Genomic DNA, 21,926 nt, shown 5'->3' with positions numbered 1-21,926 from the left:
GTGCCCCCGGCAGGATTCGAACCTGCGACACCAGCTTTAGGAGAGCTGTGCTCTATCCCCTGAGCTACGGAGGCGGGGCCTTGCGTAGAACGTGGCGGAGAACTCTGGCGAGTTCGCCCGGTCGCAGCAAGGGTTTGGACCGCTATTGGTGCGGCGGCCCAGGACAGCGTAGCCGATGAGGTGGGGCGGTGTGCGGCGGATGTTTCGTGGGTGGGTTGAGCCTCAGGAGCGGGTGATGCGGATCCGGTGGTTCCCGGTGGCGTTGTTCTGGTCGAGGACGTCGATGCGGACGCCGCGTTCGCGGTCGGTGAAGGAGGAGCCGGGGGCGAAGGGGGCGTCGGAGAGTTCCAGGTGGACGTTGGGGCGGCGGGTGCAGCCACCGCTGTCGCGCTCGCTGTCGGCCACCGTGATGGGGCCGTTGCCGGTGTCCACGTCGGCGTCGACCCGGTAGATGAGAACGCCCGGCTTGCAGACCGCGTCGTCGTTGCCCGCACGGGTGCGCACCTCGACGGCGTAACCCGACTTGTCGGAGAGCGGGACGAAGGCGAGCTTGCGGCCGCCGGTGGGGGAGGCCAGCGGGGCGAGGGTGAGGTCGGTGGTGCCGCGGCGGACGGCGCAGCCGATCTGCCGGCTGTCGAGCCAGCCGAGCTTCCACTTGTGCCAGCCCAGGAGATCGTTGTTGGCCCCCCAGTCCTCGGACATGATGTCCCAGTGCCCGACCGAGCTGCCGCCGTCCGCGGTGTAGAGGTCGGGCAGGCCGAAGACATGGCCGTTCTCGTGGGGGAGCACCCGGAAGCCGGTCTCGGCGTAGCTGCCGGAGCCGTCGTCCTGGCGGCTGTAGACGAACGAGGTGTTGGCGAGCGGCACGCCGTCGGCGACCGGCGCCTCACTGTTGCCGGAGAACGTCACCGACAGAACGGTGTCCAGGGCGGAGGGGCCCGCGTTCGGGGTGACCAGGATGTTCACCAAGTCGTATGCCGAAAAGTCGACTTGGGGGTCGGCGAGCGACACGATGTCCTGGACCAGCCGCTGATAGCCGGGCTCGAAGGGGGCGCCGCGCTCTATCCCGTAGTCGGCGAAGGCCAGCGGCATCCGCAGCCAGTCGGTGATCGGCGCCTGCGGGACGTAACGCAGCCGCCCGTAGCTGCTGGCGTCGAACCAGGCGGCGGTCTGCGGGGCGAACTCCTGGAAGCGTTCCAGTGCGGTCCCCTCACCGGGGGCGTCCGAGAAGTCGATCATCAGGTTGAGGGCGCGCACCTCGCCGGTGGAGCGGGTGTAGCCGGGCGGGGTCGGCATGCCCTCCGACATCTGTACGCCACGGGTGCCGGTGATGCGGCACGGCTGCACGGCCGCCTCGATGGCCTCCAGTGAGCCGGGCGGACCGGCGGGTTCCGGCTGTACCTGCACGCGGCCGGGGCTGTCGGCGGTGTGCGCGGCGCGCAGGGTTCCGGTCGGGCCGCCCGAGGAGTGGCCCGGGCCGGCCAGCGGGGTGCTCGCGCTGGTCACAGCGGAGAGGGTGAGGGCTGCCACGGCGGCGAGAGAGAGAACGCGGCGGGGGGTGCGGGTGTGGCGGAGGGGGCCGGCGTGGCCGGTGGGGCCGCCGGATATGCCGGGGCGGGGGCGCGGCTGCTGCATGGGGAAACGCCTTCCGCTCCACGCAGCCCTGTCCGGTCCGTCCCGGTCAGTCCTGACTGCTCCTGTTCGATCACCCTCCTGTGATGTGTGGGGGCCCGCGCGTTGGGTGGGCCGATGGTGGGTTGTGTTGTGATTCGGGTCACATGGGAGCGGTGGGGCGACGGGGTGATGGGGCGGGTGTGGGAGTGCGTGAGGGGGTGTCCCTGTGCGGCGTACGGCTCGGTTTCCTGTGCGGCGTAAGGCTCGGTTTCCTGTACGGCGTAAGGGTCAGCTTCCTGTACGGCGTAAGGGTCAGCTTCCTGTACGGCGTAAGGGTCAGCTTCCTGTACGGCGTACAGGCAACTTCCTGTACGCCGTACAGTCCGGCGCGCTCAGCGCAGCCACGGCAGGTCCGCACCCGTGCCCGTCGGCTCCAGCCCCTCGGCGAGGCTGCGCATGATGTCGCCGAGCTGCTGCACCTGCTCCTCGCTCAGCCGGTCGAAGAGGGCCCTGCGTACGAGTGACACGTGTCCTGGGGCGGCAGCTTTGAGGACCTCGAAACCCTCTTCCGTGAGGAACGCGTTCTGTCCGCGCTTGTCCGAGGTGCAGTCCTGCCGCCGCACCCAGCCGTTCTTCTCCAGCCTGGCGACCGCGTGCGAGAGCCGGGAGCGGGTGATCTTCATGTTCTTGGCCAACTCGGTCATCCGGAGCTTGCGCCCCGGTGCCTGGGCGAGCTGGACCAGTAGCCCGTAGTAGATGTGCGGCATGCCCGCGTCCCGCTGCAACTGGCGGTCGAGGGTGTCGTCGAGGAGGGTGGTGGCGTGGATGTACGCGCGCCAGACGCGCTGCTCCTCGTCGCTGAGCCAACGCGTGTCCGTGACGGTGGTGCCGGCCGACGCCTCGGTCCTGCGGCCCGCCTTCTTCTCTGTGCTCATGCACTCCACTGTAAAGCTTCTCCTTGAAAGTTAAACTAGACGCATGACCGATACAGCCATGACCGGCACCACCGCGCGCATGCCCGCCCTCTACCTCAGCCACGGAGCGCCGCCGCTCGCGGACGACCCGATCTGGCCGGGACAACTCGCGGCCTGGTCCGCCGACCTGCCCCGGCCACGCGCGATCCTCATGATCTCCGCCCACTGGGAGGAGGCCCCGCTGGCCCTCGGCGCGACCCGCACGATGCCTCTCGTCTACGACTTCTGGGGCTTCCCGGAGCACTATTACGCGGTGCGTTACGCCGCCCCGGGCGCCCCTGAACTGGGCGATTCCGTACGGAACCTGTTGCGCGGCGTCGGCCTGCCGGTCCAGGACGTGCCGGACCGGGGGCTCGACCACGGTGCGTACGTCCCGCTGGTGGAAATGTTCCCGGACGCCGACATCCCGGTGCTCCAGGTGTCGATGCCCACGCTCGATCCCCAGCAGCTCATGGCGATCGGCCGCAGGCTGGCACCGCTGCGCGACGAGGGCGTACTGATCGTCGGCAGCGGCTTCTTCACCCACAACCTGGCGGCACTCAGGCACACCGGGCCGGGGGTGCCCGCCTGGTCGGCCGAGTTCGACGACTGGGGGCAGCGCGCACTGGCCACCGCTGACGTGGATGCGCTGCTCGACTTCGAACGGAAGTCACCGGCCGGCGCCCTGGCCCACCCGCGCACCGAGCACTTCGCGCCGCTCTTCGTGACGCTCGGGGCGGCCGAGGATGAGCTCAGCAGCGCGCGCAGTGTGATCGACGGGTTCTGGATGGGGCTGGCGAAGCGGTCTGTGCAGTTCGGCTGACGGTGGCTGTGGGATCGCGGTGGCTGCGCGGTGCCGGTGACTGCCGCGTGACGTGTGACGTGCATTGACGTGTGACGTGCATTGTCGACATGGTGACCGTCGCGCGAGGGTGACCGTCACCGCCGCGCGACGTACGCCCCCCCCGCACCTCACGTCATCGGCACGCTCAGTTCTACGGCGTACAGGACGGCCGACAGCGCCTGCTCGTCACCGACGTCGAGCGCGGTGTCGGCGAACTTCACCACGTGCTCGTCGGCATGTGCGTCCGCCCGCTCGAAGACCTCCTCGGCGGTGAGACCCGCCGCTCGCGCGCGATGGGCGACCGGCTCGTCGGGTGCGTACATCGCGGTGACCGCTGCGGACGCCGTCCACGCGGCGTGCAGGCTGGCCGCCCACATCTCCTGCGGCAACGCGGGCAGGGTGCGCAGTACGGCATTGGGCGCGGTCGAGGCGTGCACCAGCATCGTCTCCTCGCCGTGCCCGTGGGTGGCGTACCGGTGCACGGCCGCCCGCACCAGCTCGGTCAGCTTCCCGCGCGCCTCCTCGGGCGTCGCCGCAGCCGCCGCCCACTCGGGCAGCCGCGCCACCTGCGCGAGCCGGTCGGGGAAGCCGCCCTCCCGGACTCCGATGGGCGGTACGGCGTCCAGCGCGCCGGCGGCGGTGACCGCTCCGGCCGACGACGCGACCTCCGGGGCGAGGTGGTGGCGGGCCGCCCAGTAGCCGAGCCCGTGCGCCAGCTCCGTCAGCCGGGGGCCGGCCGGGTTGTCGCCGGCCGTCAGCAGGCTGCGTACCGCGTGGCCCACCCTGATCACCGGATGGGTGGAGCCGCCGTACATACCGAGCAGCAGCCGCGGCCACCACTCGGCGAGCACCTCGCGCCACGGCCGCTCGGCGAGCTTCTCGCCGAAGTACGCGATCCAGTCCGCCGCCCGACGCGGATCGCCCAGCGCCTCTGGCCAGTTCGCGTCGGTGACGCGCGTGTGGCCGGACGGGAAGTTCTCCAGCTTTACGGTGTACAGGTCCAGCCACCGGTGCACGGAGCGGGCCCGGCCGTGGGCGGCCAGGGCCTCGACGGCCATCGGCGCGTGATTGGTGAGCCGGCCGAGCCGTTCAGGTCCGGTGGCGTGGAGGCGGGTCAGCGCTTCGTCGTAGATCCCCGTGGTGTCCATGCGTCGGACAGTAGGTGCGCGGTAGTTGATCCGTAACGGGCTCGGGACCTACTCCGCGAGGCGGAGGGGACGCGGGTCTTCCGGCGCATCGCGCCCCAGGTCCTTCTCGTACCAGGCGACGTCCCAGTACCGCCCGAACTTGCGGCCCACCTCCCGGTGGACGCCCACCGGGGCGAAGCCGAAGCGGGCGTGCAGTCGGGCCGATGCCTCGTTGGGCTGGGTGATTCCGGCGTAGGCGCGGTGCACGTCCTCCTTGGCGAGGGCGGCGAAGAGGGCCTCGTAGAGGAGGGTGCCGATGCCGCGGCCGCCCGCGTCCGGGGCGCAGTAGACCGTGGTCTCGACCGAGGTCGCATAGGCGGCCTTGGGCCGGAAGGCACTGCTCGTCGCGTACCCCAGAATCCGGGCAGTTCGGTCATCCTGAGCAACCAAGAGGCGGTGGGGGCCGTCTTCAGGGTGGGAGAGCAGCCACGGACGACGCTCGTCGGGCGTGAAGGGGGCTGTGTCGAAGGTGATCGACGTCTCACTGATGAAGTGGTTGTAAAGGTCGGTGAGCTCCCGCAGATCGGCCTCTGTACCCGGCCTGACCTGCGCTTTCGTGGTGATTTGGGACAAGTTTCCTCCTGGGTGGGGCGACAGGGTACTGCAAGATCACGAAATTGAGTGCGGCTGAGGGGAATTCTGTCCGGATTCCAGCCGTTGGATTCATTGGAAGCGGGGAACCCGAGAGGAATCCCGGCAGCCACAGCCACACCAGCGACCTACTCACGCAAGGGAGCACCAAGCATGGCAACCCGTGCCGTCGCCCGTCGGTCCTCAACCGGATCGTCCCGGGCAAGCAGCGTTCGCGCCGTAGGCGGCGAGATCGCCGACCGCGACCTGGTCGGCATGTATCTCGACGAGATCGCACGGACGCCCCTGCTCGACGCCGCCAAGGAGGTCGAGCTGTCCCAGACCATCGAGGCCGGAGTGTATGCACGCCGGATTCTGGACGGCGAGGCCGAGTCCCCGCAAGCGGGCGACTCCCAGCAGGCCGGTGCCGCCTCGCGTGAGGAACTGGAAGAGCTGTACGAGGCGGGGGAGCGCGCCAAGGACCTGTTCATCCGGTCCAACCTGCGCCTCGTCGTCGCCGTCGCCCGCCGCTACCCGCGCAGCGGTCTGCCTCTGCTCGACCTGATCCAGGAGGGGAACGCCGGCCTGGTCCGCGCGGTCGAGAAGTTCGACTACGCGAAGGGCTTCAAGTTCTCCACGTACGCGACCTGGTGGATCCGCCAGGCCATCACCCGCTCCATAGCCGACCAGTCGCGCACCATCCGCCTGCCCGTCCACCTTGTGGAGGAGCTGGGCCGGATCCGTCGCGTCCAGCGCGAGTTCAACCGGGAGAACGGGCGCGATCCCGAGCACGCGGAGATCGCCGCCGAGCTGGAGACCAAGACCCAGCGCGTCAGCGACGTCCTGGACTGGGCGCGCGACCCGGTCTCGCTCAACATGCCGGTCGACGACGGCGGCGAGACCCAGTTCGGCGACCTGCTTGAGGACACCTCCGCGGTTTCCCCGGAGCAGTCGGTGCTCTCCATGCTGCGCAGCGAGGAGCTGGAGGACCTGATCGGCAAGCTCGACGGGCGTACCGCCTCGATCATCAAGATGCGGTACGGCATCGAGGACGGCCGGGAGCGCACGCTGACCGAGGTCGGCAAGGAGCACGGGTTGACCCGCGAGCGGATTCGGCAGATAGAGAAGCACGCACTGCTGGAGCTCAAGAAGATGGCCCACGACACGGGATTCGACGCGGCGGCCTGAACCGGCCACGCACTCCGGGCCCTTCACGGAACACCCACCACAGAACCACGACGCGGGGGCGCCCCAGCCGCTGCGTCCTACCAGGGAAGAAGCCCCGGCGCACTCCCCCCGGCGCCGGGGCTCCCCATCAACTTGCCCATGCGACCCGGGGGTTGCTCCACTCGTGTACGAGAGCCGGGGGTTACTCCGTCGCTGAAGTGACCGCGCGTGTGATCCGCGTGCCCAGTGACGACAGGTAAGTCACCAGCTCCGGCGGCGCCTGAACCGTGAACTCGCAGTCCACCATGGCCAGACGGACCCCCAGCCACTCCAGCGAGTCCGTGATGTCCGCCTCCAGCCGGCAGCTGTGGTCACCGGTCGCCACCGGCACCCCCGTCGAAGCCGGCAGCCGCGCCGCCACGAACTCGGCGGGAGCCTCGAACGTCGCCACCAGCCGGAACGGCTCCTCCCGCCCATTGCCCAGCGCGCGCATCGACTGCCGGATGAAGTCGGCGGCATTGCCCGTCGGCAGCCCGCGCGGCACGAATCGCGCCCCCGTCGCGAACGGCTCGCTCACCCGGTCCACCCGGAACGTCCGCCACTCCTCACGGTCGATGTCGTACGCGACCAGGTACCAGCGCCGACTGGTGCTGACCAGGCGGTACGGCTCGACCAGGCGCTTGGACGCCGTACCGTCGCCCGAGCGGTAGTCGAACCGCAGCCGCTCATGCCCGGTCGCGGCCCCCGCCATCACCGTCAGCGTCTGCGGATCGATGCTCGCCCCGTCGCCACTGGTCAGCGGCGTCGTCGCGGCCTGGAGGGTGGACACCTGGTGGCGCAGCCGGGACGGAAGTACCTGCTCCAGTTTGGCCAGTGCCCGCACCGACGCCTCCTCGATGCCCTCGACTGCATGCCCCGCGCCGGCCCGCAGCCCGACCGCGATGGCCACCGCCTCCTCGTCGTCGAGCACCAGTGGCGGCATCGCCTTGCCCGCGACCAGCCGGTAGCCGCCCTCCGCGCCCATCGTCGCCTGCACCGGATAGCCCAGGTCACGGAGGCGGTCGATGTCCCGGCGTACGGTGCGGCGCGACACTTCGAGCCGATCCGCGAGTTCACTGCCCGGCCATTCGCGGGGTGTCTGGAGCAGCGAGAGCAATTGCAGCAGCCGTGCGGGTGTGTCCGTCATAACACCCAGCATGAGGCCGATGTGGGACACAGTGTGTCCTACATCAGGACTAACGTCTTCGGTATGACTTCAGCACCCCCGTCGGGGACATCCGCAAGGTCTCCGATACCTGCCGCACCCTCCGCCGCCGTACCGGACACCACCCACGTCGCCGCGCCCCACGACCGCCGTCGCTGGTTCGCCCTCGCCATCGTGATGACCGCCGCCTTCATGGACCTGGTGGACGTCACGATCGTCAACATCGCGATCCCCAGCATCCAGGGCAGCCTGGGCGCGACCTTCAGCGCCATCCAGTGGATCACCGCGGGCTATGCACTCGCCTTCGCCGCCGGGCTGATCACGGGTGGACGACTCGGTGACATCTACGGCCGCAAGCGGTTGTTCCTGATCGGTATGGCTGGCTTCACGATCGCTTCGGCGCTCTGCGGGTTCGCCGCCAACCCGGACATCCTGGTCGCTTCCCGCATCCTCCAGGGTGCGACGGCGTCGCTGATGGTCCCGCAGGTGCTGTCGATCGTGCACGCGACCTTCCCCGCCCACGAACGCGGCAAGGTCTTCGGCCTGTTCGGCGCGATCGTCGGCCTCGGCGCGGTCACCGGACCGCTGCTCGGCGCGCTGCTCACCGAATGGAACCTCTTCGGTCTGGAATGGCGGCCGATCTTCCTGATCAACCTGCCGGTCGGCATTGCAGGCCTGATCCTCGGCGCGAAGTTCATCACCGAGTCCAAGGCCCCGCGCGCGCTGCGCCTGGACCTGCCGGGCGTCGTGCTGGTCACCCTCGCGCTGCTCGCGCTGATCTACCCGCTCATCCGGGGCCGCGAGCTGGACTGGCCGGTGTGGGGTTACGTGTCGATGGGATGCAGCCTGCTGGTGCTGGCGGTGTTCGTGGCGTACGAGAGGTACAAGACGCGCCGCGACGGCTCACCGCTGGTGGAACTGTCGCTGTTCAAGGTGAAGAGCTTCGCCGCCGGTATCGCTGTGCAGCTCACCTTCGGTGTCTTCAGCGGCATCTTCTTCATGGTGTGGACGCTGTACATGCAGATCGGGCTCGGCTGGAGCGCGCTGCGTGCGGGCGTCACCGGTATCCCGTTCTCGATCGCGGTGTCGGTGGCGGCCGGCGTCTCGGTCCAGAAGCTGGTGCCGCGCTTCGGTCGCAAGGTTCTGCAGACCGGGGCGCTGACCATGGCGAGTGGCCTGCTGCTCTACATCTGGGAGTCCAAGCAGTTCGGCGCGGACATCACCTCCTGGCAGATGGCGCTGCCGCTGATCGTGATGGGTCTCGGCATGGGGCTGATCGTGGCGCCTCTGACGGACGCGGTGCTGTCCGAAGTGCCCAAGGAGCACGCCGGCTCGGCGTCGGGGCTGATCAACACGACCGGGCAGACGGGCAACGCGTTCGGCATCGGCCTGGTGTCGGTCGTCTTCTTCGGAATTGTCGACAACCGTCTCGCTGACGGGGTGCACTTCGGCCAGCAGCCGGTCGGCCCGGCGTACGTCGAGGCCTTCCAGAACGCACTGGGCTGGGCGGTCGCGGTACTGCTGGTGATCTTCGTGTTGATGTTCGCGCTGCCGAAGAAGGCGCCGGGGCGCGCGGTGCCGGAGGCCGACGGTACGTCCGGCGGCGAGCCGGTCGCCGACGGCCCGGCCGCGACCGGGTCCGCTTCCGGCACCGGAAGCGGAAGTGGACCGGGCGAGACCGGTGGCGTACAGAAGGAGCCCGCGCTGACGGCCTGACCGCCTGGCCGCCTGGCCGTCACGGTCGTTCCGGTTGTCGCCGTTACGTCGCCGAGGGCCCGCCCCGCACTTCTGGGGTGTGGGGTGGGCCCTTTGGTTTATGTGGATGCGGACACCGATGGAAGTCGGTTTATGCCCGACGCGAGTCCGAGTATGTTTACTTACGCGCAATGTGGGCGTAGTCTGCCAGGGAAACCACAGGTTCGGGCATTGATCGGACGTGAACCCACATGTACGCGCCGGAGCGTCAGCAGGAGATTCTGCGCCTTGCCAGGGAGGGCGGGCGGGTGGACGTGCTGTCCCTCGCTGACACTTTCCAGGTCACCGCCGAGACCGTCCGCCGTGACCTCAAGGCCCTCGACCGGGCCGGTCTGGTACGCCGGGTGCACGGCGGGGCGATCCCGGCCGGGCGCCTCGACTTCGAGCCCGACCTCGCCGAGCGGGAGTCCACCGCCGCCGACGAGAAGGACCGCATCGCCCACGCCGCCATCGCCGAGCTGCCCTCCGAGGGAAGCGTGGTGCTCGACGCTGGCTCCACCGCTGCCCGGCTCGCGGCAGGCGTCCCGCTGGAGTGTGCGCTCACGGTCGTCACCCACTCGCTGCCCGCCGCCGCCCGCTTGGCCGACCACCCCGGGATCGACCTGCACCTCGTCGGTGGCCGGGTGCGGCACCGTACGCGCGCCGCAGTCGACGCCTGGGCGCTGCGGGCGTACGGCGAGATCCGTGCCGACGTCGTCTTCCTCGGCACCAACGGCTTCACCCTGGAACACGGGCTGACCACCCCCGACCTCGCCGAGGCCTCCGTCAAGCGGGCACTCATCGCGTCCGGTCGCCGCGTGGTGCTGCTCGCGGACTCCGCGAAGCACGGGCAGGAGCACTTCGCCCGCTTCGGGGGCCTCACCGACATCGACCTGCTCATCACCGACACCGGCCTCAACCCGGCGGACGAGGCGGCCCTCACGGCGGCGGGCGTCGAGGTGCTGTGCGTATGACCCGCGTCTGACCTCACCTGACCGCCACCACCCCGCACTTGCCCCTGTACGGCGTTCAACCCCATACGCCGTACAAGCGCCTCACCGGCGCCGAGCAGGGCACAACGCGCACCGACCCCGAATGAGCCGACGATGATCCTTACCGTCACCCCCAACCCCAGCCTCGACCGGACGTACGAGGTCCCCCTACTGACGCGCGGTGAAGTCCTGCGGGCCACCTCCGACCGGATGGACCCCGGCGGCAAGGGCGTCAACGTCTCGCGTGCGGCGTCCGCCGCCGGTCACCGCACCCTCGCTGTCCTCCCGCTGGGAGGCGCCCCCGGCGCCCTGGTCGCCGAACTCCTGGCGGCCGAGGGCATCGACGTCGCGCCGGTACGGGTGTCCGGGCAGACCCGTTCCAACATCAGCGTCGCCGAGCCCGACGGCACCCTGACCAAGGTCAACGCCACCGGCCCCGAGCTCTCCGCCGCCGAGTCCGAGGCCCTGCTGGCCGCCGTCCGTGTGCATTCGACCGACGCCGACTGGATCGCCTGCTGCGGCAGCCTCCCGCGCGGTCTCTCCCCGCAGTGGTACGCCGACCTGGTCGTCCGCGCCCACGCGGCGGGCGCCCGCATCGCGCTCGACACCTCGGGCCCCTCGCTCCTCGCCGCACTGCGGGAGCGGCCCGACGTGGTCAAGCCCAATGCGGAGGAGCTGGCCGAAGCGGTCGGCCGTCCGCTGAAGACGGTCGGCGACGCGGTCGCGGCTGCCGAGGAACTGCGTGCGCTCGGCGCTGGCGCAGTGCTCGCCAGCCTGGGCGCGGACGGTCAGCTCCTGGTCGCGGAGACCGGCGTGCACTTCGCGAGCGCCAAGGTCGATGTCGTACGCAGCAATGTCGGCGCGGGGGACGCGTCGCTCGCCGGGTTCCTGGCGGCGGGCGGCGAAGGGCCCGAGGCGCTCGCCGCGGCGGTCGCGCACGGAGCGGCCGCGGTTCAGCTGCCCGGCAGTGTGATGCCGACGCCGTCCGACCTGGACCCGGCGGCGGTCACCGTCACCGACGACGTACCGCTGGACCGCGTACTGACGGAACCGGCCGCATGAGCGCCCGGACAGCGCTCCCCGAACCCGCGCTCCCCGAACCCGCGCTCCCTGACCCCGCACCCCCTGAACCCGCGGTACCCCTCACCCCTGCCGTCCCCGTTGTATCTGCCTTCACATCCGTGCAAAGGAGCCCGCGATGGGCCAGATGATCACCGCGGACCTGGTCGACCTCGACCTGGCCGCTGACACCAAACAGGAGGCCGCCCGCCTCCTCGCGACCCGGATGGTCGCTCTCGGCCGGGTGACCGACCTGGACGGGTTCCTCGCGGACGTCGCCGCGCGCGAAGCGCAGATGCCGACCGGCCTGGAGGGTGGCATCGGCATTCCGCACTGCCGCAGCGCGCACGTCACCGAACCGACGCTGGCCTTCGGGCGCAGCGCCACCGGTGTCGACTTCGGCGCCTCGGACGGGCCCGCCGACCTGATCTTCCTGATCGCCGCCCCGGCGGGCGCGGACGACGCTCACCTGACGATCCTCTCCAGCCTGGCGCGACAGCTCATGAACGCGGAGTTCACGGGTGCGCTGCGGTCGGTGGGAACGCCGGAGGAGGCCGCGGCGATGATCCGCGGCGACGAGCCTGTGACGGCCGCACCTGTGACGGCCGCCCCGGTGGCGACTGACGAGGTGGCGACTGCGGATACCGCCCCCGCATCCGTTGCCACGGACACCCCGCCGGCCCCGGCGGCGCCCATAGCCGCAACCGGCGAAGCCCCCTTCCGTATCGTCGCCGTCACCTCCTGCCCCACCGGCATCGCGCACACCTATATGGCAGCCGAATCCCTCGAACAGGCCGGTAACCACGACGGCGTGCAGCTCACCGTCGAGCCGCAGGGCTCCTCCGGCTTCACCCGCCTCGACCCGGCGGTCATCGCCGCAGCCGACGCGGTGATCTTCGCGCACGACGTACCGGTACGTGACCGCGAGCGGTTCGCGGGCAAGCCGACCGTTGATGTCGGGGTGAAGGCGGGCATCAACCGCCCGTACGAGTTGATCGCCGAGGCCAAGGACAAGGCCGCCCGCGGCGAGGTCACCTCCGCCGCAGCCAAGGGTTCACCGGTCGAGGAAATCGGCGAGGCGGGCGAGAGTTACGGCGCGAAGCTGCGCAAGTGGTTGATGAGCGGTGTGAGTTACATGGTGCCGTTCGTCGCCGCCGGCGGTCTGCTGATCGCGCTCGGCTTCGCGATCGGCGGCTACCAAATCGACAAAGCGCCTTCCGTGATGGAGCACTTCGCCTGGGGTGACCACACCAGCTGGGCTGCCCTGATGTTCCAGATCGGCGGGCTGGCCTTCGCCTTCCTCGTGCCGGTGCTGGCCGGATACATCGCCTACGGGATGGCGGACCGGCCCGGTCTCGTACCCGGATTCGTCGGCGGCTCCATCGCCGTGGCGATCAAGGCGGGCTTCCTCGGCGGCCTGGCCGCAGGTCTGATCGCGGGCGCCGTGGTGATGGCGATCCAGCGGGTGCGTGTGCCGGCGGCGCTGCGCGGGATCATGCCCGTGGTGGTAATCCCGCTGATCTCCTCGGTGGTCGTGGGATTCCTGATGTTCCTGGTGATCGGTGAGCCGATCGCCAAGCTGCAGACGGCGCTGACCGACTGGCTCTCCGGACTGTCCGGCAGCAACGCGATCATCCTCGGCGTCGTCCTCGGCCTGATGATGTGCTTCGACATGGGCGGCCCCTTCAACAAGGTGGCCTACACCTTCGCCATCGGCGGTCTGGCCAACCCGAACGACGGCAGTCTCAAGGTGATGGCTGCCGCGATGGCCGCGGGCATGGTCCCGCCGCTGGCGATGGCGCTCGCGACGACCGTGCGCGGCAAGCTCTTCACCCGTACCGAACGGGAGAACGGCAAGGCCGCCTGGGTGCTCGGGGCATCCTTCATCACCGAGGGCGCGATTCCGTTCGCGGCGGCCGACCCACTGCGTGTCATCCCCGCGGCGATGGCGGGCGGCGCGGTCACCGGCGGTCTGTCGATGGCCTTCGGCAGCACCCTGCGGGCACCGCACGGCGGCGTCTTCGTCGTCCCGCTGATCGGCAACCCGTGGCTTTACCTGGTGGCGGTCGTGGCCGGCACGGTGGTCGCCGCGGCCCTCGTCATCCTGTTCAAGGGAATGCGCAGGAAGCCGGTCACCGCCGTGGCACCGTCGGCCGGTGGCGATGCCGAGGCCGACCAGAAGGCGGTGGCCGCGGTCTGAGGCTGCCACCTGGTTATGCGGTGTAGAACCGAGATTCGCGTACGACCACGACCGCGCCTCCTGTACGCCGTATACCCACTTCTCCCGTACGCCGTAGAAGTCCCGCCCCCGCATCAGCGCCACGGGGCGGGACTTCCACGCGTCCGGCCGCAGACGCCCTCAGCCCGCCCGTTCCGGGCGGCGCCTCACCCCACTCGCCCGCGCGGCTCCATCGCCTCGCGCGCGGTCCGCTCCGCGTCGTACACCTCGCACATATGACGGCCGTCGGGTGTCGCCGTGTGCTCGACCTCCCACAGGCTCGCCACGCTGCCGTCCATCAGCAGGAACGCGTGCTCGTAAAGGGTGAAGCCCACCTCCCGCTCCTTGATGCGGTGCTGGCGCCCGTAGACCTGCGTGATCTCGTGGGCGAGGGCGTCCGTGAGGCGGCGCGCGGTCTCCTCGCCCGGCCGGTCCGCGTTCTCCGCACGGCGCAGAACCCGGCGCGCGTGATCGGCGGACCTGTCCGGCACGAAGGCGCGCTTGGCCTCCTTGCGGGGCTGGAGGGCCAACTCGGCCAGGATGTCCGGGCCTTCCGCGTACTCCGGGAAGAGCGGAAGGTCGTCCGCGCGTGAACCGGCCGGTCCGGGCAGCCGGTTCGCGGCAAGCCTGGCGTCGCCGATGTCCGGATACAGCTCGTGCTCGGTGGCGCTGTCACGGCCCGCGCTGTGCACCAACTCCCAGAGGGTGAGTGAGGAACCGTCGGAGAGCAGGAAGGTGTGCCGGTGCAGGGAACGGTGCAGCCCGGCGCTGTGGTGCGAGGAGCGCAGTGAAGAGCTGTGCGCCAGCGCCGATTCCAGCTGCTCGACGGTCTCGTCGGGCAGGTCGAAGGAGTTCAGCGCGCGGCCCAGGAGCTGCCCGAGGTGTTCCTCGGTCGTTTTGAGGCCGTCGCTCTCGTACTCGTCGCGATCGTTCAAGGGCTTCTCCAGGCCATCGCCGCGTGTAACTCGTCCGGTACTCAAAGTAGCCAAAGGGTCTGACATTGCGCCCCGGTTTGGTGAAAACGAAGGACGGCGTACGAGAGGTTCCCGTACGCCGCCTCGAAATTCACGTGAGTCGGAGCATCACTCCGAAACCGGATAGAGGTCCTGGTATGCCGGGAAGACCCCTCCCGGCCCGTCGACCCCCTGCGCGGCCCGGACCGCCTTGACGATCGCCCTGGTCACGACGTCCGCACCGGCCGCCAGCACCTCATTGAGAGCCCCGGCCGCCAACTGCGCCGCCAGCGCCGGGTCCTGACCGTCCGACTGCCCGGCCGGCAGCCCTGCCACCCCCGTGGACAGGGCGAACACCGTGTCCCCGTCCGTCAGCAGGTGCACGGGCCGCAGTGCCCGCGCGAAACCGTCGTGGGCCGTCCCGGCGAGCTTCTGCGCCTGGGCACGGGTGAGTTCGGCATCGGTGGCGACGACCGCGAGGGTGGTGTTCAGCGGGGGGCGTACGGAGTCGGCGTACCGTCGCGCGGACTCCGCGCGAGCCTCCCCGGTACGTCGCAGCGCCTTCTGGTGCACCTCTTCGCGCGGGTAGCCGACCCGCCCCTGGAGGTACTCCCCGTACAGCACCCCGGTCAGCGGATCGACCGCGGAACCAGCCGCGTTGACCACCACCAGCGCCGCCACCGTGACCCCCGCGGCGAGCCCCGACTCCAGCCGTACGCTCGCGGTGCCCACGCCGCCCTTGAGCCCGCCGACCACCGCACCCGTACCGGCACCGACGCATCCCCTCTCCACGGGCGCGCCAACTCCCGAACCCGCGGCGGATTCCACGGCCGCGCGTCCGGTCGAGGCGTCCGGCCTGGCCCGCCAGTCGCCGCCGCGCCCCAGGTCGAACAGGCACGCCGCGGGCACCACCGGTACGACCATCTCGGGGTCCAGGCCGACCCGGTAGCCGCGCCGCTGCTCCTCCAGCCAGCCGACCACGCCGGACGCGGAGTCGAGTCCGTAGGCGCTGCCGCCGGTGAGGACGATGGCGTCGGTGCGCTGGACCAGGTTGCGCGGGTCCAGAGCGTCCGTTTCGCGGGTGCCCGGGCCACCGCCCCGTACATCCACGGCGGTGACCGCGCCGCCCTCGGGAGTGAGGACGACGGTGGTGCCGGAGAGCGCGCGTGCTCCCTCCGCCTGTGCGTGGCCGACTCGCAGGCCGGCCACGTCGGTCAGGGCGTCGTTGGGTCCGGGCTTCTCCGTGAGGTTTGCCATGGGGTCTGCGTATCACGGCGGTTGGGGCCTTGTGGAGGTCATCACCGTGGAGGTCGTGGCAGCGGAGGTCGTAGCTGTGGGGGGCGTAGCTGTGGGGGTCGGTCATGCCTGCGGTGGGCGTGTCTGCGCTGGTCATCTCTGCGGTGGTCGTACGGGAAGGGCAGGCGCTCAGCTCAGCCGCGGTGTGCGCAGGGTGTCGGATTCGGGCCGGGCGGCCAGCAGCGTGCCGATGGTCACGGTCAGCGCCATCGCGAGGCCCGCCGCCAGCACCCCCCAGGTGCCGAGGAAGGTGCAGGCGAGCACCACAACGACGGTCACCGGCATCAGCGCCTTCTCCGCGAGGTCCCGCTTGAAGTGCCTGGCCTGCAAGAACCATCCGGTGAACAGGAACAGCGCGGTCGGAATCGTCACCGCGGCGGTCGCCGCCACCGCCGAGATGTGCGCCTTGCCGACGACGTGTTCCACAGCCACCTCGATGCCCGCCCCGATCGCCGCGGCCGAACCCAGGATGAACAGATGGCCGTAACCCCACTGGATGGCGCGCTTCATGGAGGTGAGGCGTTCCTGCGCGGGGTTGGCGAAGTAGATCCACCAGGCGCAGAAGACGATCAGCAGGCCACCGCCGGCGATGGACAGTAGTTCGCCCAGCTCGTCGTGCTCGTCCAGGCCCTCCTGGACTGCGATGGTCGCGGCGGTGATGGATTCGCCGAGCACGATGATGGTGAACAGGCCGTAGCGCTCGGCGATGTGATGCGGGTGCCAGCTGGTCTCGAAACGCCGCTCGGCGATCGGAGGGACGCTCAACTCGGCGAGTGCGAGAACGGCGAAGACGTACGGGCGTGCCGCGTCCGGTGTGATCAGTACGGCGAGCCACCCGAGCTGGACGATCACGAGCCCGACGGCGTACTTGAGCGCCATGGACCGTTCGGGGCCCTCGTTGTGGCGGGCGACCCGCAGCCACTGGCAGGTCATCGCCAGGCGCATCACCACATAGCCGAGGATGGCGACGGTCCAGTTCCCGTCGTCGAAGGCGCGGGGTACGCCGGCCGCCAGCACCAGGACGCCCGCGATCTGCACCAGGACGGCGATGCGGTAGAACACGTCGTCGTTGTCGTAGGCGGAGGCGAACCAGGTGAAGTTCATCCACGCCCACCAAATGGCGAAGAAAACCAGGGTGTAACCGAGGATTCCCGAGGCGAAGTGGCCCTCGGCGACGGCGTGCACCAGGCGCACCCCGGCCTGGGCGACGGCGACGACGAAACACAGGTCGAAGAACAGCTCCAGGGGAGTGGCCGCGCGGTGCCCCTCGTCCGGGCTGCGCGACGACATCCGGCGGAGCAGGCCGCTGGTGGTCCTCGTCGTCTCAGTCATAGGTACACGACACCAGAAGAGCTGGGGAAGCGCGCGCGAAGCGCTGTCCGACGGGCTTCGGGGGACTCCCACCGCACAACTTTGTGAATGCGTTCACAAGCGAACTAAGGACTTTGGGCCCGAGTGAATATGCAGGTCAGGGGCTTGAAGCTAGCTTCTTCTCGATTGGATTCGGGTCCAAAGGTCCAAGGGTGAGGACCATTGCGGCCCCTCGGGAGCGCCTTTCAGGAGTGGAATGGAGGCAGCGGAATTCGCGACGCACGACAGGCGTCGAGCGAGGCGTCAGACGATCGGAAGGTGTGGTCATGACTGCGACCCAGGCGGAGACGACGGGCGGCACGGAAGCCGGGACTGCCGCGGATGCCGGTGCGTCCGCGGTGACCGCAGAGGCCTGGGACGGGTTCCGGGACGGGCTGTGGGCCGATGCCATCGACGTCCGCGACTTCGTCCAGCGGAACTACACCCCTTACGAGGGTGACGCCGCCTTCCTGGCCGGCCCCACCGAGCGCACCACGGCCGTCTGGCAGAAGCTCCTCGCGATGTTCCCCGAGGAGATCAGCAGGGGTGTCTACGACGTCGACGTGAAGACCCCCTCGCGCATCGACGCCTTCGCCCCCGGCTTCATCGACGCCGACAAGGACCTCATCGTCGGCCTGCAGACCGACGCCCCGCTAAAGCGGGCGATCATGCCCAACGGTGGCTGGCGGATGGTCGAAACCGCCCTCAACGCGTACGGCCACGAGGCCGACCCCGAGGTCCGCGACATCTACACCCACCTGCGCAAGACCCACAACGAGGGCGTCTTCGACGCGTACACCCCCGAGATCCGCGCCTGCCGCTCCTCGGGCATCATCACCGGCCTGCCCGACGCCTACGGCCGCGGCCGCATCATCGGCGACTACCGCCGGGTCGCCCTGTACGGCGTACAGCGACTTATCGACTCGAAGGAAGCCGACAAGGCGCGCCTCGGTGAGCGGTGGGCCACCGAGGACGTCATCCGCGACCGCGAAGAGGTCTCCGAGCAGATCAAGGCGCTGAACGAACTCCAGTCGATGGCCGCTTCGTACGGTTACGACATCTCGGGACCCGCTCGCACCGGCCGCGAGGCAGTGCAGTGGCTGTACTTCGCCTACCTCGCCGCGGTGAAGGAGCAGAACGGTGCGGCCATGTCGATCGGCCGTATCGACAATTTCCTCGACATCTACCTGCAGCGCGACATCGAGCGGGGCCTGATCACCGAGGAGCAGGCGCAGGAGTTCATCGACGACTTCGTCATCAAGCTGCGCATCGTCCGCTTCCTGCGCACCCCCGAGTACAACGAGCTCTACTCCGGCGACCCCACCTGGGTCACCTGGTCGATGGCCGGCATCGGCGACGACGGCCGCCCGCTGGTCTCCCGTACCACCTTCCGCGCTCTGCAGACCCTCTACAACCTCGGCCCGGCCCCCGAGCCGAACCTCACCGTCTTCTGGTCGCGACAACTGCCCGAGGGTTTCAAGTCGTTCGCCTCCCAGGTCGCCATCGACACCAGCGCGATCCAGTTCGAGTCGGACGAACTGATGCGCCCCAAGTACGGCGACGACACCGCGATCGCCTGCTGTGTGTCCGCGATGGCCGTCGGCAAGCAGATGCAGTTCTTCGGTGCGCGGGTCAACGTCGCCAAGGCCCTGCTGTACGCCATCAACGGCGGCCGGGACGAGAAGACCGGCAAGCTCGTCGTCCAGGGTTTCGAACCGCTCACCGGCGACCACCTGGACTACGACGAGGTCGCCCCGCGCTACGACGCGATGCTCGACTGGCTGGCCAAGACGTACGTCCATGCCCTCAACGTCATCCACTACATGCACGACAAGTACGCCTACGAGCGCATCGAGATGGCCCTGCACGACCAGGAGATCCTGCGCACCATGGCCTGCGGCATCGCCGGCCTGTCGGTCGCCGCCGACTCGCTGTCCGCCATCAAGCACGCCCGGGTGAAGGTGATCCGCGACGAGTCCGGTCTCGCCGTCGACTACGAGATAGAGGGCGACTACCCGGCGTACGGCAACAACGACGACCGTGCGGACGTCATCGCCCGCCGCATCGTCCAGGAATTCATGCAGAAGATCCGCCAGCACCCCACCTACCGGGGCGCCGTGCACACCCAGTCCGTGCTGACGATCACCTCGAACGTCGTCTACGGCAAGAAGACCGGCAACACCCCCGACGGCCGCCGCGCCGGGACCCCCTTCGCCCCCGGCGCCAACCCGATGAACGGCCGCGACGAGCACGGCTACATCGCCTCCGCCCTGTCGGTCGCCAAGCTCCCGTACGACGACGCCGAGGACGGCATCTCGCTCACCAACACCATCACCCCCGACGCCCTGGGCCGCACCGCTCAGGAACGTGTCGACAATCTGGCCGGCGTCCTGGACGGCTTCATGGCCAGCAACGGCTTCCACATGAACGTCAACGTCCTCGACAAGGCCATGCTCGAAGACGCCATGGACCACCCGGAGAACTACCCCCAGCTCACCATCCGGGTCTCCGGCTACGCGGTGAACTTCGTGCGGCTGACCCGCGAGCAGCAGCTCGACGTCATCAACCGCACCTTCCACGGCTCCCTGTAGGCCCCCTGTACGGCGTAGGGGAACTGCTCCTCTACGCCGTACAAGAGCTCAGAGAGCCTCCTGTACGCCGTACAGGAGCCCATGAACCGTACGGCGCCGGGGCCGATCCCCCTGACTGCACCCGGTCCCGGCGCCGTACAAAATCCATTCCGCCTCTCCTCCCAGGAGGTCCTGCCATGACCGCCGTACTTCTCGGAACCGGCATTCCGGTGAGGGCCGCCGCCCCTAACGCTCCCGAGGGCGCCACCCCGGCCGGAGCCGCCACCCAGCGCCCCATCAGCGGATCCGTGCACTCCTGGGACCTGTCCACCGGGGTCGACGGCCCTGGCACCCGCTTCGTGACCTTCCTCGCCGGCTGCCCGCTCGCCTGTCTGTACTGCCACAACCCGGACACCATGCGGATGCGCAGCGGCAAGCGTTACGCGGCGGACAACATCGTCGCGGAGGCCGCGAAGTACACGACATTCATCCGTGCGGCCGGCGGTGGCGCCACGATAAGCGGCGGCGAGCCCCTGCTTCAGCCGGTCTTCGCGGGCGAGCTCTTCCACCGCTTCAAGCACGAACTCGGCCTGCACACCGCCCTCGACACCTCCGGCTTCCTCGGCGCCCGCGCCACCGACGCGCTGCTGCGCGACGTGGACCTGGTGCTGCTCGACATCAAGTCGTGGGACCCGGCGACGTACCAGCAGGTGACCGGCCGCGAACTGGCCCCCACCCTGGACTTCGCCCGCCGCCTGGCAGACCTCGGCAAGGAGGTGCACCTGCGATTCGTCCTGGTCCCCGGACTGACCGACGACCCGGCGAACATCGAGGGTGTCGCCGCCTTCGCCGCCTCCCTCGGGGTCGTCTCGCGCGTCGACGTACTTCCGTTCCACAAGCTGGGCGAGTCGAAGTGGGAAGCCCTCGGCAAGAACTTCACCCTGCACGACACCCCGTCTCCCGGCCCCGACCAGGTGGCAGCCGCCCGTGACCTCTTCACGGCGCACGGCTTGTACGCCATCTGAGTCCTCCAACCAGAACTTTCTCCCCATTAGCCCTAATTTGGGCAAGTGACCGAACCTCCCATCGCGCCTCCGGCGGAGCCGCCTCCCGCGTCGTCCCCCGCGTCGGGCCCCGCCACGTCGAGACCAGCGCTCTCCGTGACCCGCCGCGCGAGCCTCACCGCCACCGTCGTCTCCCTCCTCCTTGTGCTGGCCATCTACTTCGGCAGCAGAATGCTGAGGGACTTCGACTCCGCCCTTCTGCCGTACGCGGTGGCCACCATCTTCCTGGCGTTCGGTGTCACCTACCGCTACACCGTGTGGGTCTCCGCCCCCGGCGCCCGGCGGCTCTTCAAGAAGGGCTGGGGAAGCCTCTTCTCCGCGGAGAACTTCCGCCGTGCACCCACTGCGCTGCCGAAGATGATCGCCACGTATCTCGGCTTCCAGAAGTTCCTCGGCGCCCGTTCGCACGCCCGCTGGGCCGCCCACCAGCTCATCTTCTGGGGCTGCATCCTGGCCGCCGCGATCACCTTCCCGCTGACCTGGGGGTGGTTCACCTTCACCTCGGGCAGCGGCTCGGGCCCCGGCTACGAGATGCGGATCTGGGGCATCAAGGTCCTCGGCTTCAACTCCGCGAACATCCTCGGCTGGCTGATGTTCCACGGCCTCGACATCGCCGCCGTCATGGTCATCCCCGGCGCCTCGTACTTCCTCTGGCGACGGATGAAGGACCGCGGTGCGATGACCGGCCAGCGCTTCGCCTACGACCTGGTGCCGTTGATCGCGCTGATCGTCATCTCGGTCACCGGCCTGCTGCTGACCTTCTCGTCGATCTTCCTGCACGGCGGCGGCTACGAGTTCCTGGCGATCCTGCACATGGTGTCGGTGGTGTTCACCCTCATCTACATCCCGTTCGGGAAGTTCTTCCACATCGTGCAACGGCCGGCTGCCGTCGGCATGCAGCTGTTCAAGTACACCGCCCGGCAGAAGGACGAGGTCTTCCACTGCCGCCGCTGCGACACCCCGATCGACACCGCGCCGTACGTCGAGAACCTCGAAGCCACGATGCGCGACCTGAAGCTCGACTTCGCCCAGTGGGCCGAGTACTGCCCGCGCTGCAAGCGCGAACTGCGCGGCAACGCCTACCTCTCGCACGTCAAGAAGGGCTTCAAGTGACGTCCCCGCAGCCCACCTCCGGGCCCGCACCGCAGGTC

At 69.5% G+C, this 21,926-nt stretch carries 17 protein-coding genes and 1 tRNA gene; 9 read left to right on the top strand and 9 right to left on the bottom strand.

Annotated elements, in window-relative coordinates:
* Position 1: 1 nt before the first annotated feature.
* The 3 genes from ACIA73_RS32725 to ACIA73_RS32715 form a co-directional block, all read right to left on the bottom strand.
* Positions 2–74 (bottom strand) — tRNA-Arg (locus ACIA73_RS32725).
* A 148-nt stretch (positions 75–222) separates the two neighbouring features.
* Complete coding sequence (locus ACIA73_RS32720; RefSeq protein WP_399442501.1) at positions 223–1,635, bottom strand: M6 family metalloprotease domain-containing protein; 1,413 nt, start codon at positions 1,633–1,635, stop codon at positions 223–225.
* Between the two features lie 371 nt (positions 1,636–2,006).
* A complete protein-coding gene (locus ACIA73_RS32715) occupies positions 2,007–2,549 on the bottom strand; it encodes a MarR family winged helix-turn-helix transcriptional regulator (RefSeq protein WP_399442500.1) in 543 nt (180 codons plus the stop codon).
* A 58-nt stretch (positions 2,550–2,607) separates the two neighbouring features.
* On the opposite strand from ACIA73_RS32715, the gene ACIA73_RS32710 reads away from it, so the two are divergent.
* A complete protein-coding gene (locus tag ACIA73_RS32710; RefSeq protein ID WP_399442516.1) occupies positions 2,608–3,390 on the top strand; it encodes a dioxygenase in 783 nt (260 codons plus the stop codon).
* A 149-nt stretch (positions 3,391–3,539) separates the two neighbouring features.
* Here ACIA73_RS32710 and ACIA73_RS32705 read toward each other — a convergent pair whose 3' ends face one another.
* The gene (locus ACIA73_RS32705) at positions 3,540–4,559 is read right to left on the bottom strand and encodes a questin oxidase family protein (RefSeq protein ID WP_399442499.1); all 1,020 of its coding nucleotides are present in this window, start codon (positions 4,557–4,559) and stop codon (positions 3,540–3,542) included.
* A gap of 48 nt (positions 4,560–4,607) precedes the next feature.
* Positions 4,608–5,171 (bottom strand): GNAT family N-acetyltransferase, encoded by a 564-nt coding sequence (locus tag ACIA73_RS32700; RefSeq protein WP_399442498.1) that lies wholly within the window; start codon positions 5,169–5,171, stop codon positions 4,608–4,610.
* Between the two features lie 171 nt (positions 5,172–5,342).
* On the opposite strand from ACIA73_RS32700, the gene ACIA73_RS32695 reads away from it, so the two are divergent.
* Positions 5,343–6,356, top strand: a complete 1,014-nt coding sequence (locus tag ACIA73_RS32695; protein WP_399442497.1) for an RNA polymerase sigma factor RpoD/SigA — start codon at positions 5,343–5,345, stop codon at positions 6,354–6,356.
* A gap of 181 nt (positions 6,357–6,537) precedes the next feature.
* Here ACIA73_RS32695 and ACIA73_RS32690 read toward each other — a convergent pair whose 3' ends face one another.
* Positions 6,538–7,521, bottom strand: coding sequence for a helix-turn-helix transcriptional regulator (locus tag ACIA73_RS32690; RefSeq protein WP_399442496.1), 984 nt, complete (start codon positions 7,519–7,521; stop codon positions 6,538–6,540).
* A 63-nt stretch (positions 7,522–7,584) separates the two neighbouring features.
* On the opposite strand from ACIA73_RS32690, the gene ACIA73_RS32685 reads away from it, so the two are divergent.
* From ACIA73_RS32685 to ACIA73_RS32670, 4 genes are all read left to right on the top strand, one after another.
* Positions 7,585–9,255 (top strand): MFS transporter, encoded by a 1,671-nt coding sequence (locus tag ACIA73_RS32685; protein ID WP_399442495.1) that lies wholly within the window; start codon positions 7,585–7,587, stop codon positions 9,253–9,255.
* Positions 9,256–9,485: 230 nt separating this feature from the next.
* Positions 9,486–10,247: a DeoR/GlpR family DNA-binding transcription regulator gene (locus ACIA73_RS32680; protein WP_399442494.1), complete on the top strand. Its 762-nt coding sequence runs from the start codon at positions 9,486–9,488 to the stop codon at positions 10,245–10,247.
* Between the two features lie 132 nt (positions 10,248–10,379).
* Positions 10,380–11,327 (top strand): 1-phosphofructokinase, encoded by a 948-nt coding sequence (pfkB, locus tag ACIA73_RS32675; protein WP_399442493.1) that lies wholly within the window; start codon positions 10,380–10,382, stop codon positions 11,325–11,327.
* 136 nt (positions 11,328–11,463) lie between these two features.
* Positions 11,464–13,524, top strand: a complete 2,061-nt coding sequence (locus ACIA73_RS32670; protein ID WP_399442492.1) for a fructose-specific PTS transporter subunit EIIC — start codon at positions 11,464–11,466, stop codon at positions 13,522–13,524.
* A gap of 185 nt (positions 13,525–13,709) precedes the next feature.
* Here the strand turns inward: ACIA73_RS32670 and ACIA73_RS32665 are convergent, their stop codons facing one another.
* The 3 genes from ACIA73_RS32665 to ACIA73_RS32655 all read right to left on the bottom strand — a co-directional run bounded on the left by ACIA73_RS32665 (position 13,710) and on the right by ACIA73_RS32655 (position 17,123).
* A complete protein-coding gene (locus ACIA73_RS32665; RefSeq protein ID WP_399442491.1) occupies positions 13,710–14,477 on the bottom strand; it encodes a DUF6227 family protein in 768 nt (255 codons plus the stop codon).
* Positions 14,478–14,624: 147 nt separating this feature from the next.
* Positions 14,625–15,752 (bottom strand): P1 family peptidase, encoded by a 1,128-nt coding sequence (locus ACIA73_RS32660; RefSeq protein ID WP_399442490.1) that lies wholly within the window; start codon positions 15,750–15,752, stop codon positions 14,625–14,627.
* A 168-nt stretch (positions 15,753–15,920) separates the two neighbouring features.
* The gene (locus tag ACIA73_RS32655) at positions 15,921–17,123 is read right to left on the bottom strand and encodes a low temperature requirement protein A (RefSeq protein ID WP_399442489.1); all 1,203 of its coding nucleotides are present in this window, start codon (positions 17,121–17,123) and stop codon (positions 15,921–15,923) included.
* Between the two features lie 305 nt (positions 17,124–17,428).
* Between ACIA73_RS32655 and pflB the strand changes: the two genes are divergently transcribed.
* The 3 genes from pflB (at position 17,429) to ACIA73_RS32640 (ending at position 21,888) form a co-directional block, all read left to right on the top strand.
* Positions 17,429–19,732 (top strand): formate C-acetyltransferase, encoded by a 2,304-nt coding sequence (gene pflB, locus ACIA73_RS32650; protein ID WP_399442488.1) that lies wholly within the window; start codon positions 17,429–17,431, stop codon positions 19,730–19,732.
* Between the two features lie 176 nt (positions 19,733–19,908).
* Entirely contained in the window at positions 19,909–20,736 is an 828-nt protein-coding gene (pflA, locus tag ACIA73_RS32645; RefSeq protein ID WP_399442487.1) for a pyruvate formate-lyase-activating protein, read from the top strand.
* Between the two features lie 45 nt (positions 20,737–20,781).
* Complete coding sequence (locus ACIA73_RS32640) at positions 20,782–21,888, top strand: MFS transporter (RefSeq protein ID WP_399442486.1); 1,107 nt, start codon at positions 20,782–20,784, stop codon at positions 21,886–21,888.
* Positions 21,889–21,926: the final 38 nt, after the last annotated feature.

Source organism: Streptomyces sp. NPDC051561, assembly GCF_044454195.1.
GTDB lineage: Bacteria > Actinomycetota > Actinomycetes > Streptomycetales > Streptomycetaceae > Streptomyces.
The sequence above is the reverse complement of the archived record's forward strand: the minus strand, read 5'-3'. Positions and strand labels throughout refer to the sequence as shown.